We start from the raw sequence: 17,233 nt of genomic DNA on the forward strand, positions 1-17,233 counted from the left end.
GATGCCCGTTGATGAGCAGTCGTTCCGAGCTGATGTTCAAGCGTTCCATCCTGACCCTGTTGTTGCTGGGGGGGCCGGCTGCCCATGCCCTGGCGGCGCCGTCGGGTTGTGCCGGGCTGAGCCCGGTGCCGGCCAGCATCGAGCTGGACCAGGGCCTGCAGCAGGAGATCCGCCTGCCGGTGCCGATCACCCGGGCGGCGGTTGGCGACCCCAACATCGCCGATGTGCAGGCCAGTGGCGAGCGCGGCGTGGTGGTCAGCGCCGTGGGCCCCGGCGCCACCAGCTTGATGCTGTGGACCGCATGCGCCAGCGTGCCGCGCCAGAGCATGCTGTTCATCAAGGGCCGGGCCACTGCCGAGATGGCCGACAGCGCCTTGCCGCCCAGCCTCGACCCCTTGCTGCCGAGCCAGGTGCAGGCCGATATCCGCTTTGTCGAGGTCAGCCGCACCAAACTCAAGGAGGCCGGTACGCGGCTGTTCTTCAAGGGCTCCAACAACTCGCTGTTCGGCTCGCCGGGCAGCGTGCCCAACACCACGGTGTCGCCGGGCTACGTGCCGGGTGCGGTGACCAGCCCCGATGGTGGCGGCGTTGGCGGGCTGGTCAAGGTGCGCCCGAGCATCCCGCTGAACAACGATGTGTTCAATATCGTGTGGGGCGGCGGCAGCAGCCGATTCCTGGCGGCCATCGATGCGCTGGAGAGCAGCGGCTTCGCCTACACCCTGGCGCGCCCCAGCCTGGTGGTACTCAGCGGCCTGACCGCGAGCTTTCTGGCCGGCGGCGAAATCCCCATTCCGGTGCCCAGCACCGGCAGCGACACGGTGACCATCGAGTACAAGGAGTTCGGCATTCGCCTGGCGTTGTCACCCACGGTGGTCAGCCGCGACCGCATCACCCTCAAGGTGGCGCCGGAGGTCAGCGAGCTGGACTACAACAACGCAGTGCGCATCGCCGGCGTCACCGTGCCGGGCCTGACGGTGCGGCGCACCGACACCAGCGTATCGCTGGCCGATGGCGAGAGCTTCATCATCAGCGGCCTGATCAGCAGCAGTGCGCGCTCGGCGGTGGACAAGTTTCCGGGCCTGGGCGACGTGCCGATCCTGGGCGCGTTCTTTCGCCAGTCGTCGATCAGCCGTGAGGAGACCGAACTGCTGATGATCGTGACCCCGCGCCTGGTGCAGCCGCTGGCGGCCAATGCCAAGTTGCCCGAGTTGCCCGGCGAGCGCCTGCGCACCTACGACCCGAGCTGGGGGCGCCTGTTCTTTCTCGAGAACGGCAATTTCGAACAGCGCAGTGGATTGAGCCAATGAGCCAGAGCCTGAGCCAGACCTTCCTTGCGATCACCCGTGACGACGGTGACCTGCAGTGGCTGAAAACCGCCCTGGCGCCGCTGGGCCAGGTGGTGGGGGCCGGCAGCGGCAGCCTCGACGAACTGCTCGCACTGGTGGATGTGACCTTCGCCAACCTGGTGTTCGTGGGCCTGGACCGCGAGCAGGTGGTGAGCCAGTGCGCGCTGATCGAAGGGGTGCTGGAGGCCAAGCCGATGCTGGCGATCGTTGCCCTGGGCGATGGCATGGACAACCAGCTGGTGCTCAATGCGATGCGCGCCGGTGCGCGGGACTTCGTCGCCTACGGCTCGCGCTCAAGCGAAGTGGCCGGGTTGGTGCGCCGCCTGAGCAAGCGCCTGCCACCGGTGACCAGCAACCCGCACCTGGGCGGCCTGACGGTGCTGTACGGCACCCAGTGCGCCAGCGACGGCGCCCTGCTCACCAGTCACCTGGCGCGGGTGGTGCAGGGCAGTGGTCAGCAGACCCTGTTGCTGGACCTGGGCCTGCCCCGTGGCGACAGCCTGGCGCTGCTGGGGCTGGAGGCCTCGTTTCACTTCGGTGATGCGCTGCGCCACCTGCGCCGCCTGGATGCCACCCTGATCGACAGCGCGTTCGCCCGCGAACCCTCGGGCCTGCGCCTGCTGGCCTATACCGACAGCGACGAGGCACTGGAGCGCACCAGCGCGGCCGAGCTGTACATGCTGCTCAGCGCGCTGCGCCAGCACTTCCAGCACATCGTGGTGAACCTGGCCGGGCAGCCCGACAGCGAGCCCTTGCGCACCTTCGTCAGCCATTGCGACAAGCTGATCTGGTACACCGACCAGAACGTGCTGGACTGCCGGCGCAACCTGGAGGTGCTGACCCTGTGGCGCGAGAAGGGCATGAAACTGGAACACGCGAGCCTGCTGGTGGACCGCTACCTGCGCAGCGTGGCGCCCGACTCCGACGCGCTGGGCAAGCGCTATGGCCTGCCGGTGCTGGTGGTGCTGCCCTACAGCCCCGAGGTGCGCCTGAACGCCAAGAACCAGGGGCTGTCGCTGTTCGAGGTGGCCCCGCGCGAGGCCTTGACCCAGGCGCTCAAGGCCTTGGGCGAGCGGCTGGCACGACGTTCGGAAAGCCTGCAACCGAAGGCGGGCAACTGGATGAAGCGCCTGTGGGGGCACAAGTAGATGAGCGGCGACGAGCTGTTCGGCGGCCCGCGGCAAAACCCGGGCAGCGACCCGCAGGGGCTCAAGCGGGCCTTGCACCGGCACATCATCGATGCCATCGAGGATACCGGCCTCAACCTGCTGGAGGGCGCCCGCCCGGCGCTGGCGCAGTTCGTGGTGGAGCAGGTGGGCGACTACATCGCGCGCCAGCACCTGGCCGTGTCGCGCTACGAGATGGAGCGCCTGGCCGAGGAGATCGTCGACGAGCTCACCGGCTTCGGCCCGCTTGAGGTACTGCTGCGCGATGCGGGCGTCACCGAGATCCTGGTCAACGGTCCGCACCGGGTGTTCATCGAGCGCGCGGGCGTGCTGCAGCAGACCGACCTGCGCTTTATCGACGCGCATCACGTGGAGCGTGTGATGCAGCGCATCCTCGCGCCTTTGGGGCGGCGCCTGGACGAGTCGTCGCCGATGGTCGATGCGCGCATGCCCGACGGCAGCCGGGTGAATGCGATCATCCCGCCGGTGGCGCTGGACGGGCCGTGCCTGTCGATCCGCAAGTTTCGCAAGGACATGCTCAAGAGCGCCGACCTGCTGGCCACCCGCGCCATCGACCAGGCGATCCTCGACTTTCTGCAACGAGCCGTGGGCAAGCGCTGCAACATCCTGGTCAGCGGCGGCACCGGCACCGGCAAGACCACTTTGCTGAACATTCTCAGCCAGTTGATCAGCCCCCGTGAACGCCTGGTGACCATCGAGGACGTGGCCGAGCTGCAGCTGGATCACCCGCACGTGGTACGCCTGGAAACCCGCCCGCCCAATGCCGAGGGGCATGGCGAGATCAAGGCCAGCGAGCTTATTCGCAACGCCCTGCGCATGCGTCCGGACCGCATCATCCTGGGCGAGATCCGCGGGGTCGAGGTGCTCGATGTACTGACCGCGATGAACACCGGCCACGACGGTTCGATGAGCACGGTGCACGCCAACAACGCGCAGGACGCGCTGCTGCGCCTGGAGACACTGGTGGGCCTGACCGGTCGCCAGGTGGCCGAGAAGACCTTGCGCCAGATGATCTGCGCCGCGCTCGACGTGGTGATCCAGCTGGCCCGCCTGCCCGATGGCCGTCGCTGCGTGAGTGAGGTGCTGGAGGTGGTGGGGGTGCGCGACGACGTGTATGTCACCAACACGCTGTTTCGCCTCGACCGGCGCGGCGGCGACACCTTCCTGCGCGAGGCGGTCAACCCGGCCAGCGACAAGCTGCGCCGTGACCTCAACGATGCGGAGCCCGGGCCGTGAGCGGCGCGGTGTGGTTGTGGCTGGGGGGCGTGGTCATGCTCGGCATCTCGATGCGCCTGTTCTATACCAGCCTGCACCGCTCGGGCAACGAGCGCATTCTGCAGCGCCTGGGCCAGCACCAGCAGGCCGCCGACAACAGCGGGCCACATGGCCCCGACTGGCTCGAGCTGATGCTGTTGCGTGCAGGTTTCGACCGCCGCAATGATCGGCTGATGGCGTGGGTGGCAGGCTGGCTGCTGCTGGCCGTGTGCGCCGGGCTGTACGGCGGCTGGCCTGGCCTGCTGCTGGTGCTGCTGGCGTGGCCGTTGCTGTTGCGCCTGTTCCTGGCCTGGCGCTACCAGCACCGGGTACGCCGCCTTATCGAACAGTTGCCGGTGCTGCTTGACCATTGCGTGCGCAGCCTGAAGGCCGGGCGCACGCTGAGCGATGCGGTGCTGGGGGCCATCGATGCCTCGCGCGAGCCGTTGCTGGGGGCCATGCAGCGAGTCAAGCGCAACGTGCAGTTGGGGGTGAGCCTGGACGATGCGATGTCGGATCTGGCCGAAGTGTACGCGCGTGAAGAGCTGCGCCTGTTCGCTCTGGGCCTGCGCATCAACCACCGCTATGGCGGCAATGCCAGCGAGTTGCTGGAGAACCTGATCAAGGTGATTCGCGAGCGCGAGCAGGGCGCGCGGCAGCTGCGCGCGATGACCGGTGAAACCCGCATCACCGCCGTGGTGCTGGCGGTGCTGCCGGTCAGCGTGGCCGGCTACTTCATGTTCAGCAACCCCAATTACCTGCTGACCATGTGGCATGACAGTGTCGGCCAGCGCCTGCTGTTCAGTGCCTTCGTGCTGCAGGCGCTGGGGTGTCTGGCGCTGTGGCGCATGTTGCGGAGTATCTGAGATGGCCTTGTTGCTCAGTGCGGTGTTGTTGTTTGGCGCGTTCGCCCTGCTGCTGGGTCAGTGGCTGCGTCAGCGGCGCAGCCAGCGCCTGGTGGAGCAACGCCTGCAGGGGCGTGCGCCGGACGAGCCGGCACTGCGCGGCTGGTTGCAGCGCATGGGCGACAGCCGGCTGGGGCAGCGTTCGCTGAACCTGGACGGCGAGACCCGCCAGTTGCTCGACCGGGTGGGTTGGCGGCGTTCGCGCCAGCGCTCGCTGTTCGCGGCCTGCCAGGTGGGCTTGCCGCTATGCCTGATGGGGGCGGCGGTGCTGGTGCAGGAGGTGTTCTTTCGCGAGAGCCGTTCGCCCTGGTTGTTCCCGCTGATGGGGCTGGGGTTGGGCTACCTGCTGCCCAAGCGGTTGCTGGCGCTGCTGGCGGCACGCCGTCAGCGCCAGGTGGCGCAGGAGGTGTCGACCTTCATACCGCTGCTGCGCATCATGTTCGAGTCGGGCCTGGCGGTGGAGCAGAGCCTGCGCCTGCTGAGCCTGGAGGGGCAGCGCCTGCTGCCGGTGCTGAGCGAGGAGTTGCGGCTGTTGTTGGCACGGGTCGATTCGGGGCTGGCGCTGGCCCCGGAGCTGGAGAAGAGCGCGCAGTTGCTGGGGGTGGAGGCGTTCAGCGACACCTGCATCATCCTGCGCCAGTTGCTGACCCAGGGGGGCGGGGCGATGAAGTCGCTGCTGGCGCTCAAGCAACTGCTCGATGACCGGCGCCTGACCACCTTGCAGGAACGGATTTCGAAGATGTCGGGAAAGATGTCGGCAGTGATGATGCTGTTTCTGTTCCCGGCGTTGCTGATCGTACTCGCCGGCCCGGGCTTCACCGCCCTGGCCAGGGCATTCGGGGCTTGAGAGGAGTGGACGCAATGAAGGCATGCATCGCGGCGCTGGGGTTGTTGTTGCTCGGTGGTTGCGCCACGGATGGCTCGGCGCCGTGGCTGGCCATGCCGGGCTCGACGGCCAGTTGTGCCAAGCCCGATTCGAGCCAGGAGCTGTCGCTGAACATGGCCGATGAGATGCTTGCCGACGGGCGCCCGCATGCCAGCCTTGCGCACCTGGAGGCGCTGCCGGCCGATCTGGCCCAGGTGCGGGTGCGCAAGGCCAAGGTACTGCGCCTGCTTGGACGCAGCGAGGCCGAGCCGCTGTACCGCAGCCTGCTTGGCGGGTGCCTGGCGGCCGAGGGTGAGCATGGGCTGGGGCAGATGGCGGCGGCCCGTGGCGACAACGCGCAGGCGCTGCAGCATCTGCAACGGGCCATGCAACTGGCCCCCACCGACGAGAAGATCCGCAACGACCTGGGGGTGGTGTACCTGAACCAGGGCAAGCTGGAGCAGGCGCGCTTCGAGTTTCTGACTGCAATCGAACTCAAGGACAGCGACCGTCTGGCGGCGGTCAACCTGGTGACCTTGCTGCTGTACCAGGACAAATGGCAGCAGGCGGCCGACCTGGTGAGCCGGCTGGGCCTGAGTGCGGCGCAATTCAACGAAGCGCAGGCGCGCGCCCAACAACTCAAACCTGGCAGTGTGGCTGCCGTGCAGAGGTCGTCATGAACAGTCGGATACTGGTGATGCTGGTAGTGCTGCCGGGCCTTGCCCAGGCGATCGAGCCCGGGCCTTCGTCCAGGGCACAGTCGGCCACCGAGGCGTGGTTGCAGGTGCAGGCCAGCGGCGCGCAGGCCTCCAAGACCCCGCAGAGCGCCACGCCCAAGGAGCGCGACCAGAGCATGCAACGCTGGCTGGATACCTACAAATACGTGATTCCGGATTTCTTCCGGTGGGAGAAGACCAGCAATAGCGACAAGTGAGAGCGCATTGCACCAGCGGTGGGAGCAGCCCTGTATCTGAGCGGATTCATCCGCGATCTGGCGCACAGCGACAGCTAGGCCTGCGCCCCGGTCTGCCTGATACACCGTGCACTCGACCGCTTCGCGCTCGATTCGCTGGCAAGCCAGCTCCCACGGCCTTCGGCCAGAAGCAGTCCTTGCACAGAGCGAAAACCCGTGAGAGCGGGTTACTCCGCTCCCACAAGAATTCGATCAATGCGCCGTGATGCGCTGACGCAGCGCCGAGGGGTTGGGCGCCAGCGCCAGGGCCAGCTGGGTGCGGTTGTGCATGTGGGTCAGGCGCAGCACCTGCGACACATACAGCTTCACCGTGTTCTCGGTAATGCCCAGCTCGCAGGCGATCTGATAGTTGGTCTGGCCCTTGCCCACCAGCCGCGCGACGTCCAGCTGGCGCGGTGACAGCTGGTCGAAGATCGCCGGCATGCTCTCGGCTGCCGTTGCATCCTCGCCACCCAGGCCCGTGCCCACCACCTGCTCGCGGGCCTTGCCCAGGTCCTGGTAGAGGTCGTCGATGGACTCGGCCAGGTACTGCAGCTTCTGGTTGAGGTGGCCCAGGTGCTGGAAGTTCTTCTGCCGCTCCAGCAACGCGGTCTCCTGGCGCTTGAGCCCTTCGAGCAATTCGGGGAGGTCCACCGGCTTCTGGTAGTAGTCGGCGAACCCCTCGCGCAGCGCCTTGATCACATCCTGCTTCTCTGCCCGCCCGGTGAGCATGATTGCCTCGAAGATCCGCTGCTTGCCGGCAATGGCCTTGAGCGCCTTGACCAGCTCGATGCCGTCACGCTCGGGCATGTGCAGGTCGCACAGCACCAGGCCGATTGCCGGGTCTTCGGTAAACCGCTCGATGGCCTGCTGGCTGCTGTGGCACGGTACGCACCGGTACCCGCTGCCCTCGATGAATTCACACAGCTCTTCGACGATCAACGGCTGGTCGTCGACGATCAACACCTTGAATGGACTCACTGGCTTGTTCACACGCAACTCCCTGCTGACGTGCCCTTCCTGGTACGGCCATGAAGCTTGTGGTATCGAGGGGCAGTGACTAGAAAAATAGACGCAGTTGGCGGCTATGTACAACGTATGTACAGCAGGTTAGACGGGTTGTTCGATCAATGGATCCATACCGCAGCCAATAAAAAGCCGGCCAGCACGAAGGGGGCGAAGGGCTGTTTTTTTGACGCTTCTTCGATCACCTGCCTGAAGCGTTGCTTAACCTTCTGACTCAGAAGGGACCACAGCCAGCGGCGGCTGAGCAACCAGATCACCACCGCCACCCCGGCACCGATAAAGGTGCCCAGCAGGTACATCCGATCAGTGGCAAGCGCCAACGCACCCAGCAGTTTCACATCGGCGGCGCCCAGGCGCCCGAGCATGTAGCCGGGCAGGGTCAGCAGCATCACGATCAGCAGCGCCCAGCCGCCCTCGCTGGCATCGGCGCCGATCCAGGTGTGCCCGGTGATGAAGAGATAGGCCAGGGCGCAGGCTGCGGCGCCAAGGGTCAAGGTGTTGTTGATCTGCCTTTCTCGGGCATCCTGTTCGGCACACAATGCGAGCCACAGCAGCAGGACGATGCTTTGCATAGGCGAAATGCCATCCCTTGGTCGTGATTGATTCTATGCTTGATTGCGGGTGTCATTGTCAGGGTAGACGCGATCATGAAAGCAGGCCTTGCAAGACGGCAAAAAGGTGCGGCGGCGATCGAATTCGCCGCCGTGTTCGTGGTGTTCTTCGCGGTGTTCTACGGGGTGGTCAGCTACGCCCTGCCACTGCTGATGCTGCAGTCGTTCCACCAGGCCAGCAGCGAGGCGGTGCGTCGCTGCATGGCGCTGGACCCGACCAGCGCCACCTACCGCACCGATGTGCCGGCACTGGCCCGCGAGGTACTGGCCCAGCAGTTGGCGTGGATGCCGGGAACGCTGAAGTTCCAGCCCGGCACCGACGCGGTCGTGACCCTGAGCAACACCAACCTGCTGACCGTGCGCATCAACTACGCCAAGGCCCGGCTCACGACGGTGCTGCCGGTGCTCGACCTGCCGGTGGTGGGCGAGGTGCCACGCCTGCCGGCAACCCTTGGCGCCACCGCGAGCCTTCAGCTTTGAGCGGTGGCCACGGCCTGTTCGATCGCTGGCGCGGGCGCCCGGCCGCCGCGGTGGCCGCACCGCAGGCCTCGGTACCGGCGGCGGTGGGCCTGCAGCTGTGGCTCGATGACAAGGGCCGCGTGCTGCGCCTGGGCGGCCCGCTGCGCAGTGCCCTGGCGCTGCCCGCGCAGGCTGCTGCGCGGGTGCAGGATTACGTGCAGGCGCACAGCCTGCTGGTGCTCGAAGGCGAGCCCGCCGACTGGCAGGCACAACCGCTGGACCTGGACTTCAGAACCGCCAATGGCAGCACCCTGCACACCCGCGGCTGGTTGCTGGCCCAGGGCGAGGACTGGCTGTTGCAGTTGTTCGATGTGGGCGATCTGCTGCAGCAGCGTCAGCAGGGCCAGGATGCCCGGCGCCAGCAGCAACTGGCCCGCCAGGTCGGCGCAGCACTGCGCGATTGCAGCCTGGAGCGCCTGCCCCAGGTGGCCGCCGAGCAGTTGCAGCGCCTGGCCTGGCACTGGCGCATGGGCTGGGCGGCGCTGCTGCTGCGCACCCCTGGCGGCTGGCACACCTTCGCGCGGGACGCATCGAGCGTGCCCTGGGCCGACGATGCACGCCTGAGCGCGGTACTCGACCACCTGCCGTCGGGGCGCGTGCTGTGCAGCGCCGAGTTTCCGGCCTTGCAGGTGCTCTGCCCGACTCACCCGCTGTATGTGGTGGGCCATGCGCAGCAGCATCAGGCCCAGGCCTGGCTGCTGTGCGCGGACGAGGGCGGGCAGGCCCGGCCCGAGGCGGCCCCCCTGCTGCTCGATGCCATGGCCGAGCCGCTGCTGGCGCGCCTGGCGGGCGACCGGCTGCAGGCCAGCCAGCAGCGCCTGGACAATGTACAGGGGTTGCTCGGTGCGGGCTGGTGGGAGTGGTCGCTGCACGAGCCCTACCTGCACCTGGCACCGGGGCTGGCGGCCAGTTTCGGCGTGAGTGCGCAACTGGCGCTGCCGGCCTGGTGGGCGCTGCTGCACCCGGCCGACCGGGAGGCGGCGCAACTGGCGTTCGAGGCGCTGCAGCGCGAGGGCTGCAGCCTGCAACTGTGCGTGCGCCTGCAGGCCGCGTCGCTGCGCTGGTACCGCATCTGTGGCGATGTGCACGGGCAGGGGCAGCAGCGACGTCTGCAGGGTTTCATGCTCGACATCAGCGATATCAAGGCCCAGGAGCAGCAGGCCAGTGCCGCGCACGCACGGCTGGACAACCTGATCGCCAGCTCGCCGGCAGTGATCTATATCCAGCGCTATGACGCCGGCGCGCTGCAGGCCGAATTCTTCAGTGCCAGCCTGCAGCCGCTGCTTGGCTGGACGCCCGCTGCCGACCTGCAACCGGCGCACTGGGTACACCCCGACGACCAGGCGCTGTGGCTGCAACGTACCCGCGACCTGCTGCGCGAGGGCCAGGTGCGCAGCCGCTACCGCCTGCGCGATGCGCAGGGCATCTACCACTGGGTGCTGGATGAAGCGCGCCTGCTGCGTGACGACCTGGGCCTGCCGGTGGAAGCCGTGGGTATCTGGCTCGACGTGACCGAGGCGACCCTGGCCGCCGAGCGGGTGCGCGAGAGCGAGGAACGTTACCGGGTGCTGGTGGAGGACTCGCCGGCGATGATCTGCCGCTACCGGCCCGACCTGACTGTGTTGTTCGGCAACCGCCCGCTGGCCGACTACCTGGAGTGCCTACCTGACCAGTTGCCCGGGAGCGACCTGGGGCAGTGGATGTCGCCGGCCCAGCGCGAGGCGTTCGTGCAGCGCCTGGCCGGCCTGACCCCGCAGCAGCCGGTGAGCAGTGCCGAAATCTGCCTGCAACTGCCGGGGCGCGAACATGCCTGGTGGGTATGGTCCGACCGCGGCCTGTTCGATGAGCAGGGCCGTCTGCTGGAGGTGCAGGCGGTGGGGCGCGACAACACGGCGCTGCGGCGCAGCCAGCAGCAGCTGTTGCAGAGCGCGAAGATGGCCACCCTGGGCGAAATGGCCACCGGCCTCGCCCACGAGATCAATCAGCCGTTGAACGTGATGCGCATGGCGGTGGTCAACGCGCTCAAGCGCCTGGAGAACGGCGACGTGCAGGTGGAATACCTGCAGGACAAGCTCAGGCGCATCGATGCGCAGGTGCTGCGGGCCTCGAAGGTGGTGGACCACATGCGCGTGTTCGGGCGGCGTTCGGAGGTCGAACAGCAACTGTTCGAGCCCTGGCAGGCGGTTGAGGGTGCCGTGTCGTTGCTGGCCGACGGCCTGGCTGGCAAGGGCGTGGCGCTGAACCTGGGCCCGGCGCTGAGCGGCTGCCATGTGCGCGGCCATGCCGATCAGCTGGAGCAGGTGCTGATCAACCTGGTGGTGAATGCCCGCGACGCCTTGCTGGGCCGGCGTGAGGCCGACCCGCAGTTGCGCCCCTGGATCGCGGTGGAGGCCGAGCCGGTGGCGGGTGGGGTGCGCCTGCAGGTGCGCGACAATGCCGGCGGCATCGACCCGCGGCTGCTGGAGCGGATTTTCGAGCCGTTCTTCACCACCAAGCCCAGCGGCGTGGGGACCGGGCTGGGCCTGTCGGTGAGTGGCGGAATCATCGAGGGCATGGGCGGGTTGCTCAGCGCACACAATGGCGCCGAGGGCGCGTGTTTCGTGATCGAGCTGCCGGTTCAGAGCATCAGCTGAGCGCGGTTGCTGCCGCAGGTGAGATTGGTACCGACCTCGACATGGTTGAGGTCGATGCCCAGCCCCTTGAGCAGGCTGTTGAGGATCGGGTCCAGCAGGGGGCTGAGCAGGTTTTCGATGACCGGATCCAGCAGCTTTCTCACGCTTGTCAGCAGTTCGTCGGCGACTACCAACAGGCTGCCCAGCAGGTTGCCGTTCTGGGGGCGGTAGACCTGCAGCTCGATGCCGTCGACCGTCGTGGTGAGGCTCTGCAGGATGTTGGTCGCCTGGCTCGTGTTGTACGCGGGCGGTTTGCCGATATCGGGCGGTGTGGTGCTGTTGACTGCGCTGAACAGAAGGTCGACGTTACTGCTCTTGAGCAGCGCAGTGTCGATCTTTATGCCGACGCCACCCCCGGTGAATTCCTTGTGCGGACCACATATCAGCAGCAGGCTGCAGGTGCGTGTGCCGATATCGATCAGTGGCAGGGGATACACGGTTGGGCTGCTGTTGAAGTTGCTGGCCGGCACGATCTTGCCCAGCTTGAGGTCGAGTGCGGCGCTGTCGGTGCGTGCAGTCAGGCTCTTGCTGGCCCCGCAGCTGTAGTCGGTCACGTAGCTGCGTGCTTGCGCGACCTCCAGGCTGATGTCGATGGTGGGTGAGCCGAAGGGCACGATGTCGCCTGCCTCGCATGGCCCCACTACGCACAGCAGTGCGGTGATGGTGCCCTTGAGGTTGAGCCCCAGCAGGTTGCTGACTGCAGAGGTCAGGGGCGAGGCAATCGTGGAAATGGCGCCAACCAGGCCACCGATGCCGCTCAGCAGCCCCATGTTGATCGACACCATGGCGCGTATCTGCGCAGTCTTGACCATGATCTGGTCGCTGCCCAGTGGCGCGGCCTTGGCCTTGACCGGGTTGCCGACTGCAGAGAACTGCGGCGGCTCGACGACCTTCAGTTTGATCGAGCCGCTGAGTAGGCCAAGTACGCTCAGGGGCAGATCAACCACCGCTGCACTTTGCTTGTTGGCCAGCAGGATCACGGCCTGCAGCAATTGGAGCAGTTGCACGCTGGCATCCAGCCCTGAGGCGACTGTGCCGCTCTGAATATCGAGGATGCTACCCAGCTGGAGGTCGGTTTCGATATTGGCGGCGGCCAGCACCTTGCCCAGATCGGCGATGACTTTGGTCGTGGCGCCACCTCGTTGTGCCACGTAGATGGCTGCCTTGATCAGGTCCGTGGCCTTGAGGTTCTTGGCCAGGAGCTCGTCGTAGTGGCCGACGCCGACGCCAACATTCACGGCCAACTGGTCGATGTAGGCAAGCAGGTTGATGTCGACGTTGGCGATGCCTTGCCAACCGAGGGCATCGAGGGTCGCCTTGCCGCCCAGCGGGTCGAGCAGTGCATTGAGCAGAGCGGATTTTCGCGAGTCGACCACGGCCAGCGTGGTTTGCAGACGCAGCATCGCCTGTGGCGGCTTGGGCAGCGAGGCCACCGCACTGGCGTGCAGGGTGGTGGTGGCCGGCACGGCGACGCCGCTCAGCAGGGCCTGTACACCGGCGGCAATGCTGGTGGCCACGGTGCTGCTGGCACTGACCCGGATCGCTTCGCTCTTGCTCGGGTTGACGGTATAGGTGCGCCGGCTGCCGGCACCGGTCTGCAAGGTGCCGCAGGTGGTGGCCAGGGTATGCTTGGCGCCGGGCGCGAAGCCGTTGCGTGCGGCGCTGGCCTGGGTGACGGTCGCCGCCTGCGGGCCGCTGCCGGTGCACACCGCACTTTGCCCAGCCGCTTCGAGGGCGGCCATGTCGACCACCCGCTGCAGCGAACGCTGTTCCAGATAGAGCCGCCCGCTATCGATCACCAACAGGGCGAACACCAGCGCCAGGGCCAGTGTCAGGGCGGCCATCAGGCCGATCGCGCCACGCTGCCGGGTTGGGAATCGGGTAGCCACGAGCACTCCTTTGCCGGCACCAGGCCGTGCGCGAACGCATGCGTCAAAGAAGTGTAGTCAAGATAATGGCCAGTCGCCTTGAGGTGGCGACCGGCCATCGCCGGCTCAGTGGGGCGGGTAGTTGGCCAGTACCTTGGCCACGGTATTCTGGATCGCGGTGTTGCGCTCGGTGGGGCCGGGCGGGTAGTTGTTCATGATCTGCTCGGCGCTGCCGCGCCATACCAGCTTGCCGTCGCGGCTGTCGAACAGGTCGACCTGGATGGTGGCGACCTTGTAGTCGACGCTGCGGGTCTCGTTGTAGGCCGGGCCGCCCCAGTAGCCACCCCAGTAACCGCCCCAGGCACCGCCGTAGTTGGTGGTGATCTGCTGCTGGCGGTTTTCGACGATCAGGTAGGTCTGCACCTTGAGGTCACCCCTGGCGTTGCCCTGGGCCGGGCGCAGGCCACGCTGGTCGAGCTGTTCGCTGACGGCCTGGCGGATGCGCTGCTCGGTGAGGTCGCTCTTGATTCGCGGGTCGTCCGGGCGATATTGCAGGGCCGGCTCCTGCCAGCTCCAGCTGCGGTAGGCCGCAAAGTCGCGGCTGGCATCGAAGTCCTGGGTGACGTTGTTGCTCTGGCAGGCGCCGAGCAGCGCCAACAGGGCCAACAGGGGGAGTAGAGCGAGACGGCGCAGCATGATGATTCTCCGGTTGCCTTCAGCTTGGGGGGTAGCCATCCAGGGCCTTGTGCACGGCATCGCGCAGGGCGCGGGCGCGCTCGCTCGGTGAGCCCTGGCTGGTGGTTTCTGCGCTGGCGCTCCAGACCGGCTGGCCGCTGCCGGCATCGAACAGGTCCAGGCGCACCACCATCACGTCGACCTGGTAGGTGCGTATGATCGGCACGCTGCCATACACACCATAGCCGTTGCGATAGCCGCCGTAGCGGTTGTAGCCGATGCCCCCGTAGCCGTAGTTGTCATAGGGGTAGTAATCGTCGCGCACCTGGCGCAGGCGCCGTTCCATGCGCAGGTCGGCACTGACCAGCAGGTCGCTGCGGGTGTTGCGCGCAGGACGCAGGCCGCGCTGGTCGAGGGCGGCGCTGACTGCGTCGGCAAGCTCGGCCGGGTCGCTGGAGGCGCTGCCGGCCGGGAGCTGGCCGTTGCGCCATGACCAGCTGCGGTAACGGCCATAGTCACGGGCCGGTGCCGGGTAGGCGCTGGCGTCGAAGGTGGTGGCCGCCTGGGGCGGGGCCGGCGGCAGCGGTCGGGAGCTGGCCACATACGGGTTGCTGCCCTGGCAGGCGGCCAGGGCCAGGCACAACAGGCCCAGGGTCAAACGGTACGGCATGGCAGTCTCCCGGCAGACACGGCTCGGTACTCAGCGTGGGTGGCACATCCAGTGCAGGTAGCGGCCCAGGCAGGCGAAGGCCGGGTGGCGGCGGTGCGCCAGTTCCATTTCGAGCAGGTCGAGCAGTTCTGCCTTGGCCTGGAACTCGACGGGCATGTAGTCGTGGAACACCCGTACACCGCTCTCGCTGTGTATATCCCACAGACCTTCAAGGTGCGCCCGGAGTTCGCGCGGATCAAGTGGTTTTTGCGGGGTCAGGCTCTGCTTTTCACCGGCCAAGCTGGCCCCGCGCAGTTTGCGGAAATGGCCCTTGAGCAGGTTGCGATACACCAGTGCGTCGCGGTTGTAGAAGGCCAGCGACAGCAGGCCGTCGGCGCGGGTGAGCTGGTGCAGCACCGGCAGGATGGTCTCGGGTTCGGCCAGCCATTCGAGCACGGCGTGGCACAGCACCAGGTCGTAGGGTTCGGTGAGCTGGCCGAGCAGTTCCTGCCAGGGCGCCTGGATGAAGGTGGCCGGCTGGCCGGCGGCGGCGAAGCGTTCGCGGGCGCCCTCGAGCATAGGCGCGGCGGGTTCGGCCAGGGTCACCTGGTAGCCACGTTCGGCCAGCCACAGGGCCATGTGGCCCAGGCCCGCGCCGATGTCGAGCACGCGCAGGGGGCGGTCGGGCAGTGCTTCGGCGAGGTCGGCCTGGAGCACCGCGAGGCGGATGGCGCCCTTGGCGCCGCCGTAGATCTTTTCGGCGAAGCGGGTCGCCAGTGCGTCGAAGTGGCGGTCTTTCATCGGGCGAAGCGCCGTTCGCTGTCGGCCAGCTTGCTGCGCACCACCTGGTCCATGTCCAGGCCCAGTTCGCTGCACAGCAGCAACAGGTAGAGCACCACGTCGCCGACTTCCTGGCCGGCGTGTTCGAGCTGCTCGGGGGACAGCTGGCGCGACTGGTCCTCGCTGAGCCACTGGAAGATCTCCACCAGCTCGGCCATTTCCACGCTGGCGGCCATGGCCAGGTTCTTGGGGCTATGGAAGCCGCGCCAGTCGTTGTTGTCGCGGATGGTGTGCAGGCGGGTGGTGAGTTCTTGCAGGTTCATGGGTGGGGGCTCTCCTCGTGCGGCGTAGCTTAGCGCGGGTCGGCGGGTTTTTCAGGGGATTGTGCTGGCCTGTTCGCCGGCAACGCCGGCTCCTACAAGCCCTGTGTCAGGTGCATGGGCCTCACTGCCAGAGGCTTGCCCAGGCCGACACCAGCAACAGCAGCGCCAGCCCCTGGTTGACCCGGCGCAGCACCACCGGCGAACCGCTCAGGCGCCGCGCCCCGCTGCCGAGCAAGGCCCAGCCACCCAGGCACGGCAGCGCGATCACGAAGAACACCAGGCTCAGGTGCGTCACCTGCAGCAGGCGGTCGCTGGCTGCGGCATCGATGAACACGCTGGCCACCGCCAGCGCCATCATCCACGTCTTGGGGTTGATCACCTGCAACGCCGCCGCGCCCCACAGGCCCAGCCTGGCCGACGTCGCGCCCGATTGCTGCACCTGCACTGGGCTGCGAAAGATCTTCCAGGCCAGCCAGGTCAGCCAGGCCACGCCCAGCCCGTTGAGCAGCGGCTGCACTGCCGGGGCCCGGAACAGTGCTTCGCCCATGCCACTGCCCACCAGCCAGACGATCAGCGCGGCCCCTGCACCGGCCCCCAGGATGATTGGCAATGCAGCGCGCAGGCCATGGCTGGCGCTGTTGCTCAGTACCAGGAAATTGGTCGGCCCGGGGGTGATGGACGCAACGAAGGCAAACAGCATGAAGGCCAGCATGGGCAGGCTCCTTGGTAGAGGGGCTTGCATGCTCGCGTGTTGGCGCGCGTCAGTCTGGAAGCTTTGTGCAGCGCCTGCGGTACTGTGCAGGGGTCATGCCATAGGCGCGCAGGAACCAGCGCCCCAGGTGGCTCTGGTCGGCAAAGCCCAGCGCTGGCGCCACCTGTGCCGGGCTCGACCCTGCCGCCAGCAGCCGGCGTGCATGGGCCAGGCGCAGTTGCACCAGGTAGGCGTGGGGCGCCAGGCCGAACGCGGCCTTGAAGGCGCGGCTCAGGCGAAAGCGGTCGATGTTGCACGCTGCGGCCAGTTGCTCGAGGCCGATGTCGTGGTGCAGGTGTGCATGCAGGTAGTCGCGCGCCCTTTGCGCCACCAGCGGCAGGCGCGGGTCGGGGTCGAGCCGGCGGCGCCATTGCAGATGCCCGCTCAGGTGCTCCAGCAACTGGTCCAGTGCCGCCTGGCGCACCATGCGCAGCTCCGGCTCGTGCAGCGACTGGAAGGCGCACGCGGTGGCCGCTGCCAGGCGCGGGTCGCTGGCCAGGGTGTGGGCAAAACCGGGTTGGCCGGCGGGCGGGGCATGCTCGGTGAAGCCGCGCAGCTCGCGCTCCAGCCATTGCGGGTCGAGGTAGAGCATGCGGTAGGTGAAGCCCTCGGGGCTGGGCGCATCGCCGTCGTGCAACTCGCCGGGTTCGAGCAGAAACACCTTGCCCGGGGTGCTCTGGTGGCGGGCGCGGCGACAGGTGAACTGCTGGACGCCCTGTTCGGTCACGCCCACCAGGTAGCTGTCGTGCCAGTGCGGATCATAGGCATGCCCGCGAAAATGCGCGCGCAGGGTCTCGATGCCGGTATCGGGCTCCTGGCGCAGGTCTATCCAGTTGCTGTTCATCGTGTG

18 protein-coding genes are annotated in these 17,233 nt (G+C 67.3%); 9 read left to right on the forward strand and 9 right to left on the reverse strand.

All coding sequences use genetic code 11. The annotated features are described in order from the left end of the window. The first annotated feature begins 11 nt into the window (after positions 1 to 11). The 7 genes from B4I46_RS20710 to B4I46_RS20740 are packed head-to-tail and all read left to right on the forward strand — an operon-like array spanning position 12 to position 6,491. Positions 12 to 1,307, forward strand: coding sequence for a type II and III secretion system protein family protein (locus B4I46_RS20710; protein WP_054916708.1), 1,296 nt, complete (start codon positions 12 to 14; stop codon positions 1,305 to 1,307). Next, the gene (locus B4I46_RS20715) at positions 1,304 to 2,494 is read left to right on the forward strand and encodes a pilus assembly protein (RefSeq protein WP_043860933.1); all 1,191 of its coding nucleotides are present in this window, start codon (positions 1,304 to 1,306) and stop codon (positions 2,492 to 2,494) included. The genes B4I46_RS20710 and B4I46_RS20715 overlap by 4 nt, the downstream gene beginning before the upstream one ends. After that, positions 2,495 to 3,769 carry a CpaF family protein gene (locus B4I46_RS20720; RefSeq protein ID WP_043860934.1) on the forward strand — a complete coding sequence of 425 codons (1,275 nt, stop codon included), beginning with the start codon at positions 2,495 to 2,497 and terminating at the stop codon, positions 3,767 to 3,769. It abuts the gene before it with no gap. Positions 3,770 to 3,804: 35 nt separating this feature from the next. Continuing rightward, a complete protein-coding gene (locus B4I46_RS20725) occupies positions 3,805 to 4,653 on the forward strand; it encodes a type II secretion system F family protein (protein WP_286901664.1) in 849 nt (282 codons plus the stop codon). Position 4,654: 1 nt separating this feature from the next. Beyond that, on the forward strand, positions 4,655 to 5,539 hold the full coding sequence (locus B4I46_RS20730) for a type II secretion system F family protein (protein WP_078481558.1): 885 nt from the start codon (positions 4,655 to 4,657) through the stop codon (positions 5,537 to 5,539). 14 nt (positions 5,540 to 5,553) lie between these two features. Then, positions 5,554 to 6,237, forward strand: a complete 684-nt coding sequence (locus tag B4I46_RS20735) for a tetratricopeptide repeat protein (protein ID WP_043860936.1) — start codon at positions 5,554 to 5,556, stop codon at positions 6,235 to 6,237. Continuing rightward, positions 6,234 to 6,491, forward strand: coding sequence for a DUF3613 domain-containing protein (locus B4I46_RS20740; RefSeq protein ID WP_088514179.1), 258 nt, complete (start codon positions 6,234 to 6,236; stop codon positions 6,489 to 6,491). The genes B4I46_RS20735 and B4I46_RS20740 overlap by 4 nt, the downstream gene beginning before the upstream one ends. 231 nt (positions 6,492 to 6,722) lie before the next feature. Here the strand turns inward: B4I46_RS20740 and B4I46_RS20745 are convergent, their stop codons facing one another. Further along, positions 6,723 to 7,502, reverse strand: coding sequence for a response regulator transcription factor (locus tag B4I46_RS20745; RefSeq protein ID WP_043860938.1), 780 nt, complete (start codon positions 7,500 to 7,502; stop codon positions 6,723 to 6,725). A gap of 134 nt (positions 7,503 to 7,636) precedes the next feature. After that, positions 7,637 to 8,107, reverse strand: coding sequence for an A24 family peptidase (locus B4I46_RS20750; RefSeq protein WP_043860939.1), 471 nt, complete (start codon positions 8,105 to 8,107; stop codon positions 7,637 to 7,639). A gap of 75 nt (positions 8,108 to 8,182) precedes the next feature. Here B4I46_RS20750 and B4I46_RS20755 point away from each other — a divergent pair, with 75 nt between their 5' ends. Further along, positions 8,183 to 8,626: a TadE/TadG family type IV pilus assembly protein gene (locus tag B4I46_RS20755; protein WP_043860940.1), complete on the forward strand. Its 444-nt coding sequence runs from the start codon at positions 8,183 to 8,185 to the stop codon at positions 8,624 to 8,626. Next, positions 8,623 to 11,298, forward strand: coding sequence for a PAS domain-containing sensor histidine kinase (locus B4I46_RS20760; RefSeq protein ID WP_286901633.1), 2,676 nt, complete (start codon positions 8,623 to 8,625; stop codon positions 11,296 to 11,298). The genes B4I46_RS20755 and B4I46_RS20760 overlap by 4 nt, the downstream gene beginning before the upstream one ends. On the opposite strand, the gene B4I46_RS20765 is transcribed toward B4I46_RS20760, so the two are convergent. The 7 genes from B4I46_RS20765 to B4I46_RS20795 all read right to left on the reverse strand — a co-directional run bounded on the left by B4I46_RS20765 (position 11,283) and on the right by B4I46_RS20795 (position 17,227). Continuing rightward, entirely contained in the window at positions 11,283 to 13,226 is a 1,944-nt protein-coding gene (locus B4I46_RS20765) for a pilus assembly protein TadG-related protein (RefSeq protein WP_286901636.1), read from the reverse strand. The two genes, B4I46_RS20760 and B4I46_RS20765, sit on opposite strands and share 16 nt — an antisense overlap. A 105-nt stretch (positions 13,227 to 13,331) precedes the next feature. Next, on the reverse strand, positions 13,332 to 13,901 hold the full coding sequence (locus B4I46_RS20770; RefSeq protein ID WP_043860942.1) for a DUF4136 domain-containing protein: 570 nt from the start codon (positions 13,899 to 13,901) through the stop codon (positions 13,332 to 13,334). A 19-nt stretch (positions 13,902 to 13,920) separates the two neighbouring features. Beyond that, positions 13,921 to 14,550, reverse strand: a complete 630-nt coding sequence (locus B4I46_RS20775; RefSeq protein ID WP_286901639.1) for a DUF4136 domain-containing protein — start codon at positions 14,548 to 14,550, stop codon at positions 13,921 to 13,923. A 30-nt stretch (positions 14,551 to 14,580) separates the two neighbouring features. Further along, on the reverse strand, positions 14,581 to 15,330 hold the full coding sequence (locus tag B4I46_RS20780; protein WP_286901643.1) for a methyltransferase domain-containing protein: 750 nt from the start codon (positions 15,328 to 15,330) through the stop codon (positions 14,581 to 14,583). Beyond that, positions 15,327 to 15,632 carry a MazG-like family protein gene (locus B4I46_RS20785; protein ID WP_043860945.1) on the reverse strand — a complete coding sequence of 102 codons (306 nt, stop codon included), beginning with the start codon at positions 15,630 to 15,632 and terminating at the stop codon, positions 15,327 to 15,329. Before B4I46_RS20785 ends, B4I46_RS20780 begins: the two co-directional genes overlap by 4 nt. 121 nt (positions 15,633 to 15,753) lie before the next feature. Next, positions 15,754 to 16,344 (reverse strand): LysE family translocator, encoded by a 591-nt coding sequence (locus tag B4I46_RS20790; protein ID WP_104572955.1) that lies wholly within the window; start codon positions 16,342 to 16,344, stop codon positions 15,754 to 15,756. A gap of 49 nt (positions 16,345 to 16,393) precedes the next feature. Further along, positions 16,394 to 17,227, reverse strand: coding sequence for an AraC family transcriptional regulator (locus tag B4I46_RS20795; protein WP_286901646.1), 834 nt, complete (start codon positions 17,225 to 17,227; stop codon positions 16,394 to 16,396). Positions 17,228 to 17,233: the final 6 nt, after the last annotated feature.

Source organism: Pseudomonas sp. UBA7500 (genome assembly GCF_002478435.1).
In the GTDB taxonomy this organism is placed as follows: Bacteria; Pseudomonadota; Gammaproteobacteria; order Pseudomonadales; family Pseudomonadaceae; genus Aquipseudomonas; species Aquipseudomonas palmensis.

Coding starts and splice junctions, on each gene's coding strand:
- B4I46_RS20770 (WP_043860942.1), bottom strand. CDS start 13,901: ATGCTGCGCCGTCTCGCTCTACTCCCCCTGTTGGCCCTGTTGGCGCTG.
- B4I46_RS20755 (WP_043860940.1), top strand. CDS start 8,183: ATGAAAGCAGGCCTTGCAAGACGGCAAAAAGGTGCGGCGGCGATCGAA.
- B4I46_RS20730 (WP_078481558.1), top strand. CDS start 4,655: ATGGCCTTGTTGCTCAGTGCGGTGTTGTTGTTTGGCGCGTTCGCCCTG.
- B4I46_RS20715 (WP_043860933.1), top strand. CDS start 1,304: ATGAGCCAGAGCCTGAGCCAGACCTTCCTTGCGATCACCCGTGACGAC.
- B4I46_RS20750 (WP_043860939.1), bottom strand. CDS start 8,107: ATGCAAAGCATCGTCCTGCTGCTGTGGCTCGCATTGTGTGCCGAACAG.
- B4I46_RS20780 (WP_286901643.1), bottom strand. CDS start 15,330: ATGAAAGACCGCCACTTCGACGCACTGGCGACCCGCTTCGCCGAAAAG.
- B4I46_RS20775 (WP_286901639.1), bottom strand. CDS start 14,550: ATGCCGTACCGTTTGACCCTGGGCCTGTTGTGCCTGGCCCTGGCCGCC.
- B4I46_RS20710 (WP_054916708.1), top strand. CDS start 12: ATGAGCAGTCGTTCCGAGCTGATGTTCAAGCGTTCCATCCTGACCCTG.
- B4I46_RS20795 (WP_286901646.1), bottom strand. CDS start 17,227: ATGAACAGCAACTGGATAGACCTGCGCCAGGAGCCCGATACCGGCATC.
- B4I46_RS20740 (WP_088514179.1), top strand. CDS start 6,234: ATGAACAGTCGGATACTGGTGATGCTGGTAGTGCTGCCGGGCCTTGCC.
- B4I46_RS20725 (WP_286901664.1), top strand. CDS start 3,805: ATGCTCGGCATCTCGATGCGCCTGTTCTATACCAGCCTGCACCGCTCG.
- B4I46_RS20785 (WP_043860945.1), bottom strand. CDS start 15,632: ATGAACCTGCAAGAACTCACCACCCGCCTGCACACCATCCGCGACAAC.
- B4I46_RS20720 (WP_043860934.1), top strand. CDS start 2,495: ATGAGCGGCGACGAGCTGTTCGGCGGCCCGCGGCAAAACCCGGGCAGC.
- B4I46_RS20790 (WP_104572955.1), bottom strand. CDS start 16,344: ATGCTGGCCTTCATGCTGTTTGCCTTCGTTGCGTCCATCACCCCCGGG.
- B4I46_RS20735 (WP_043860936.1), top strand. CDS start 5,554: ATGAAGGCATGCATCGCGGCGCTGGGGTTGTTGTTGCTCGGTGGTTGC.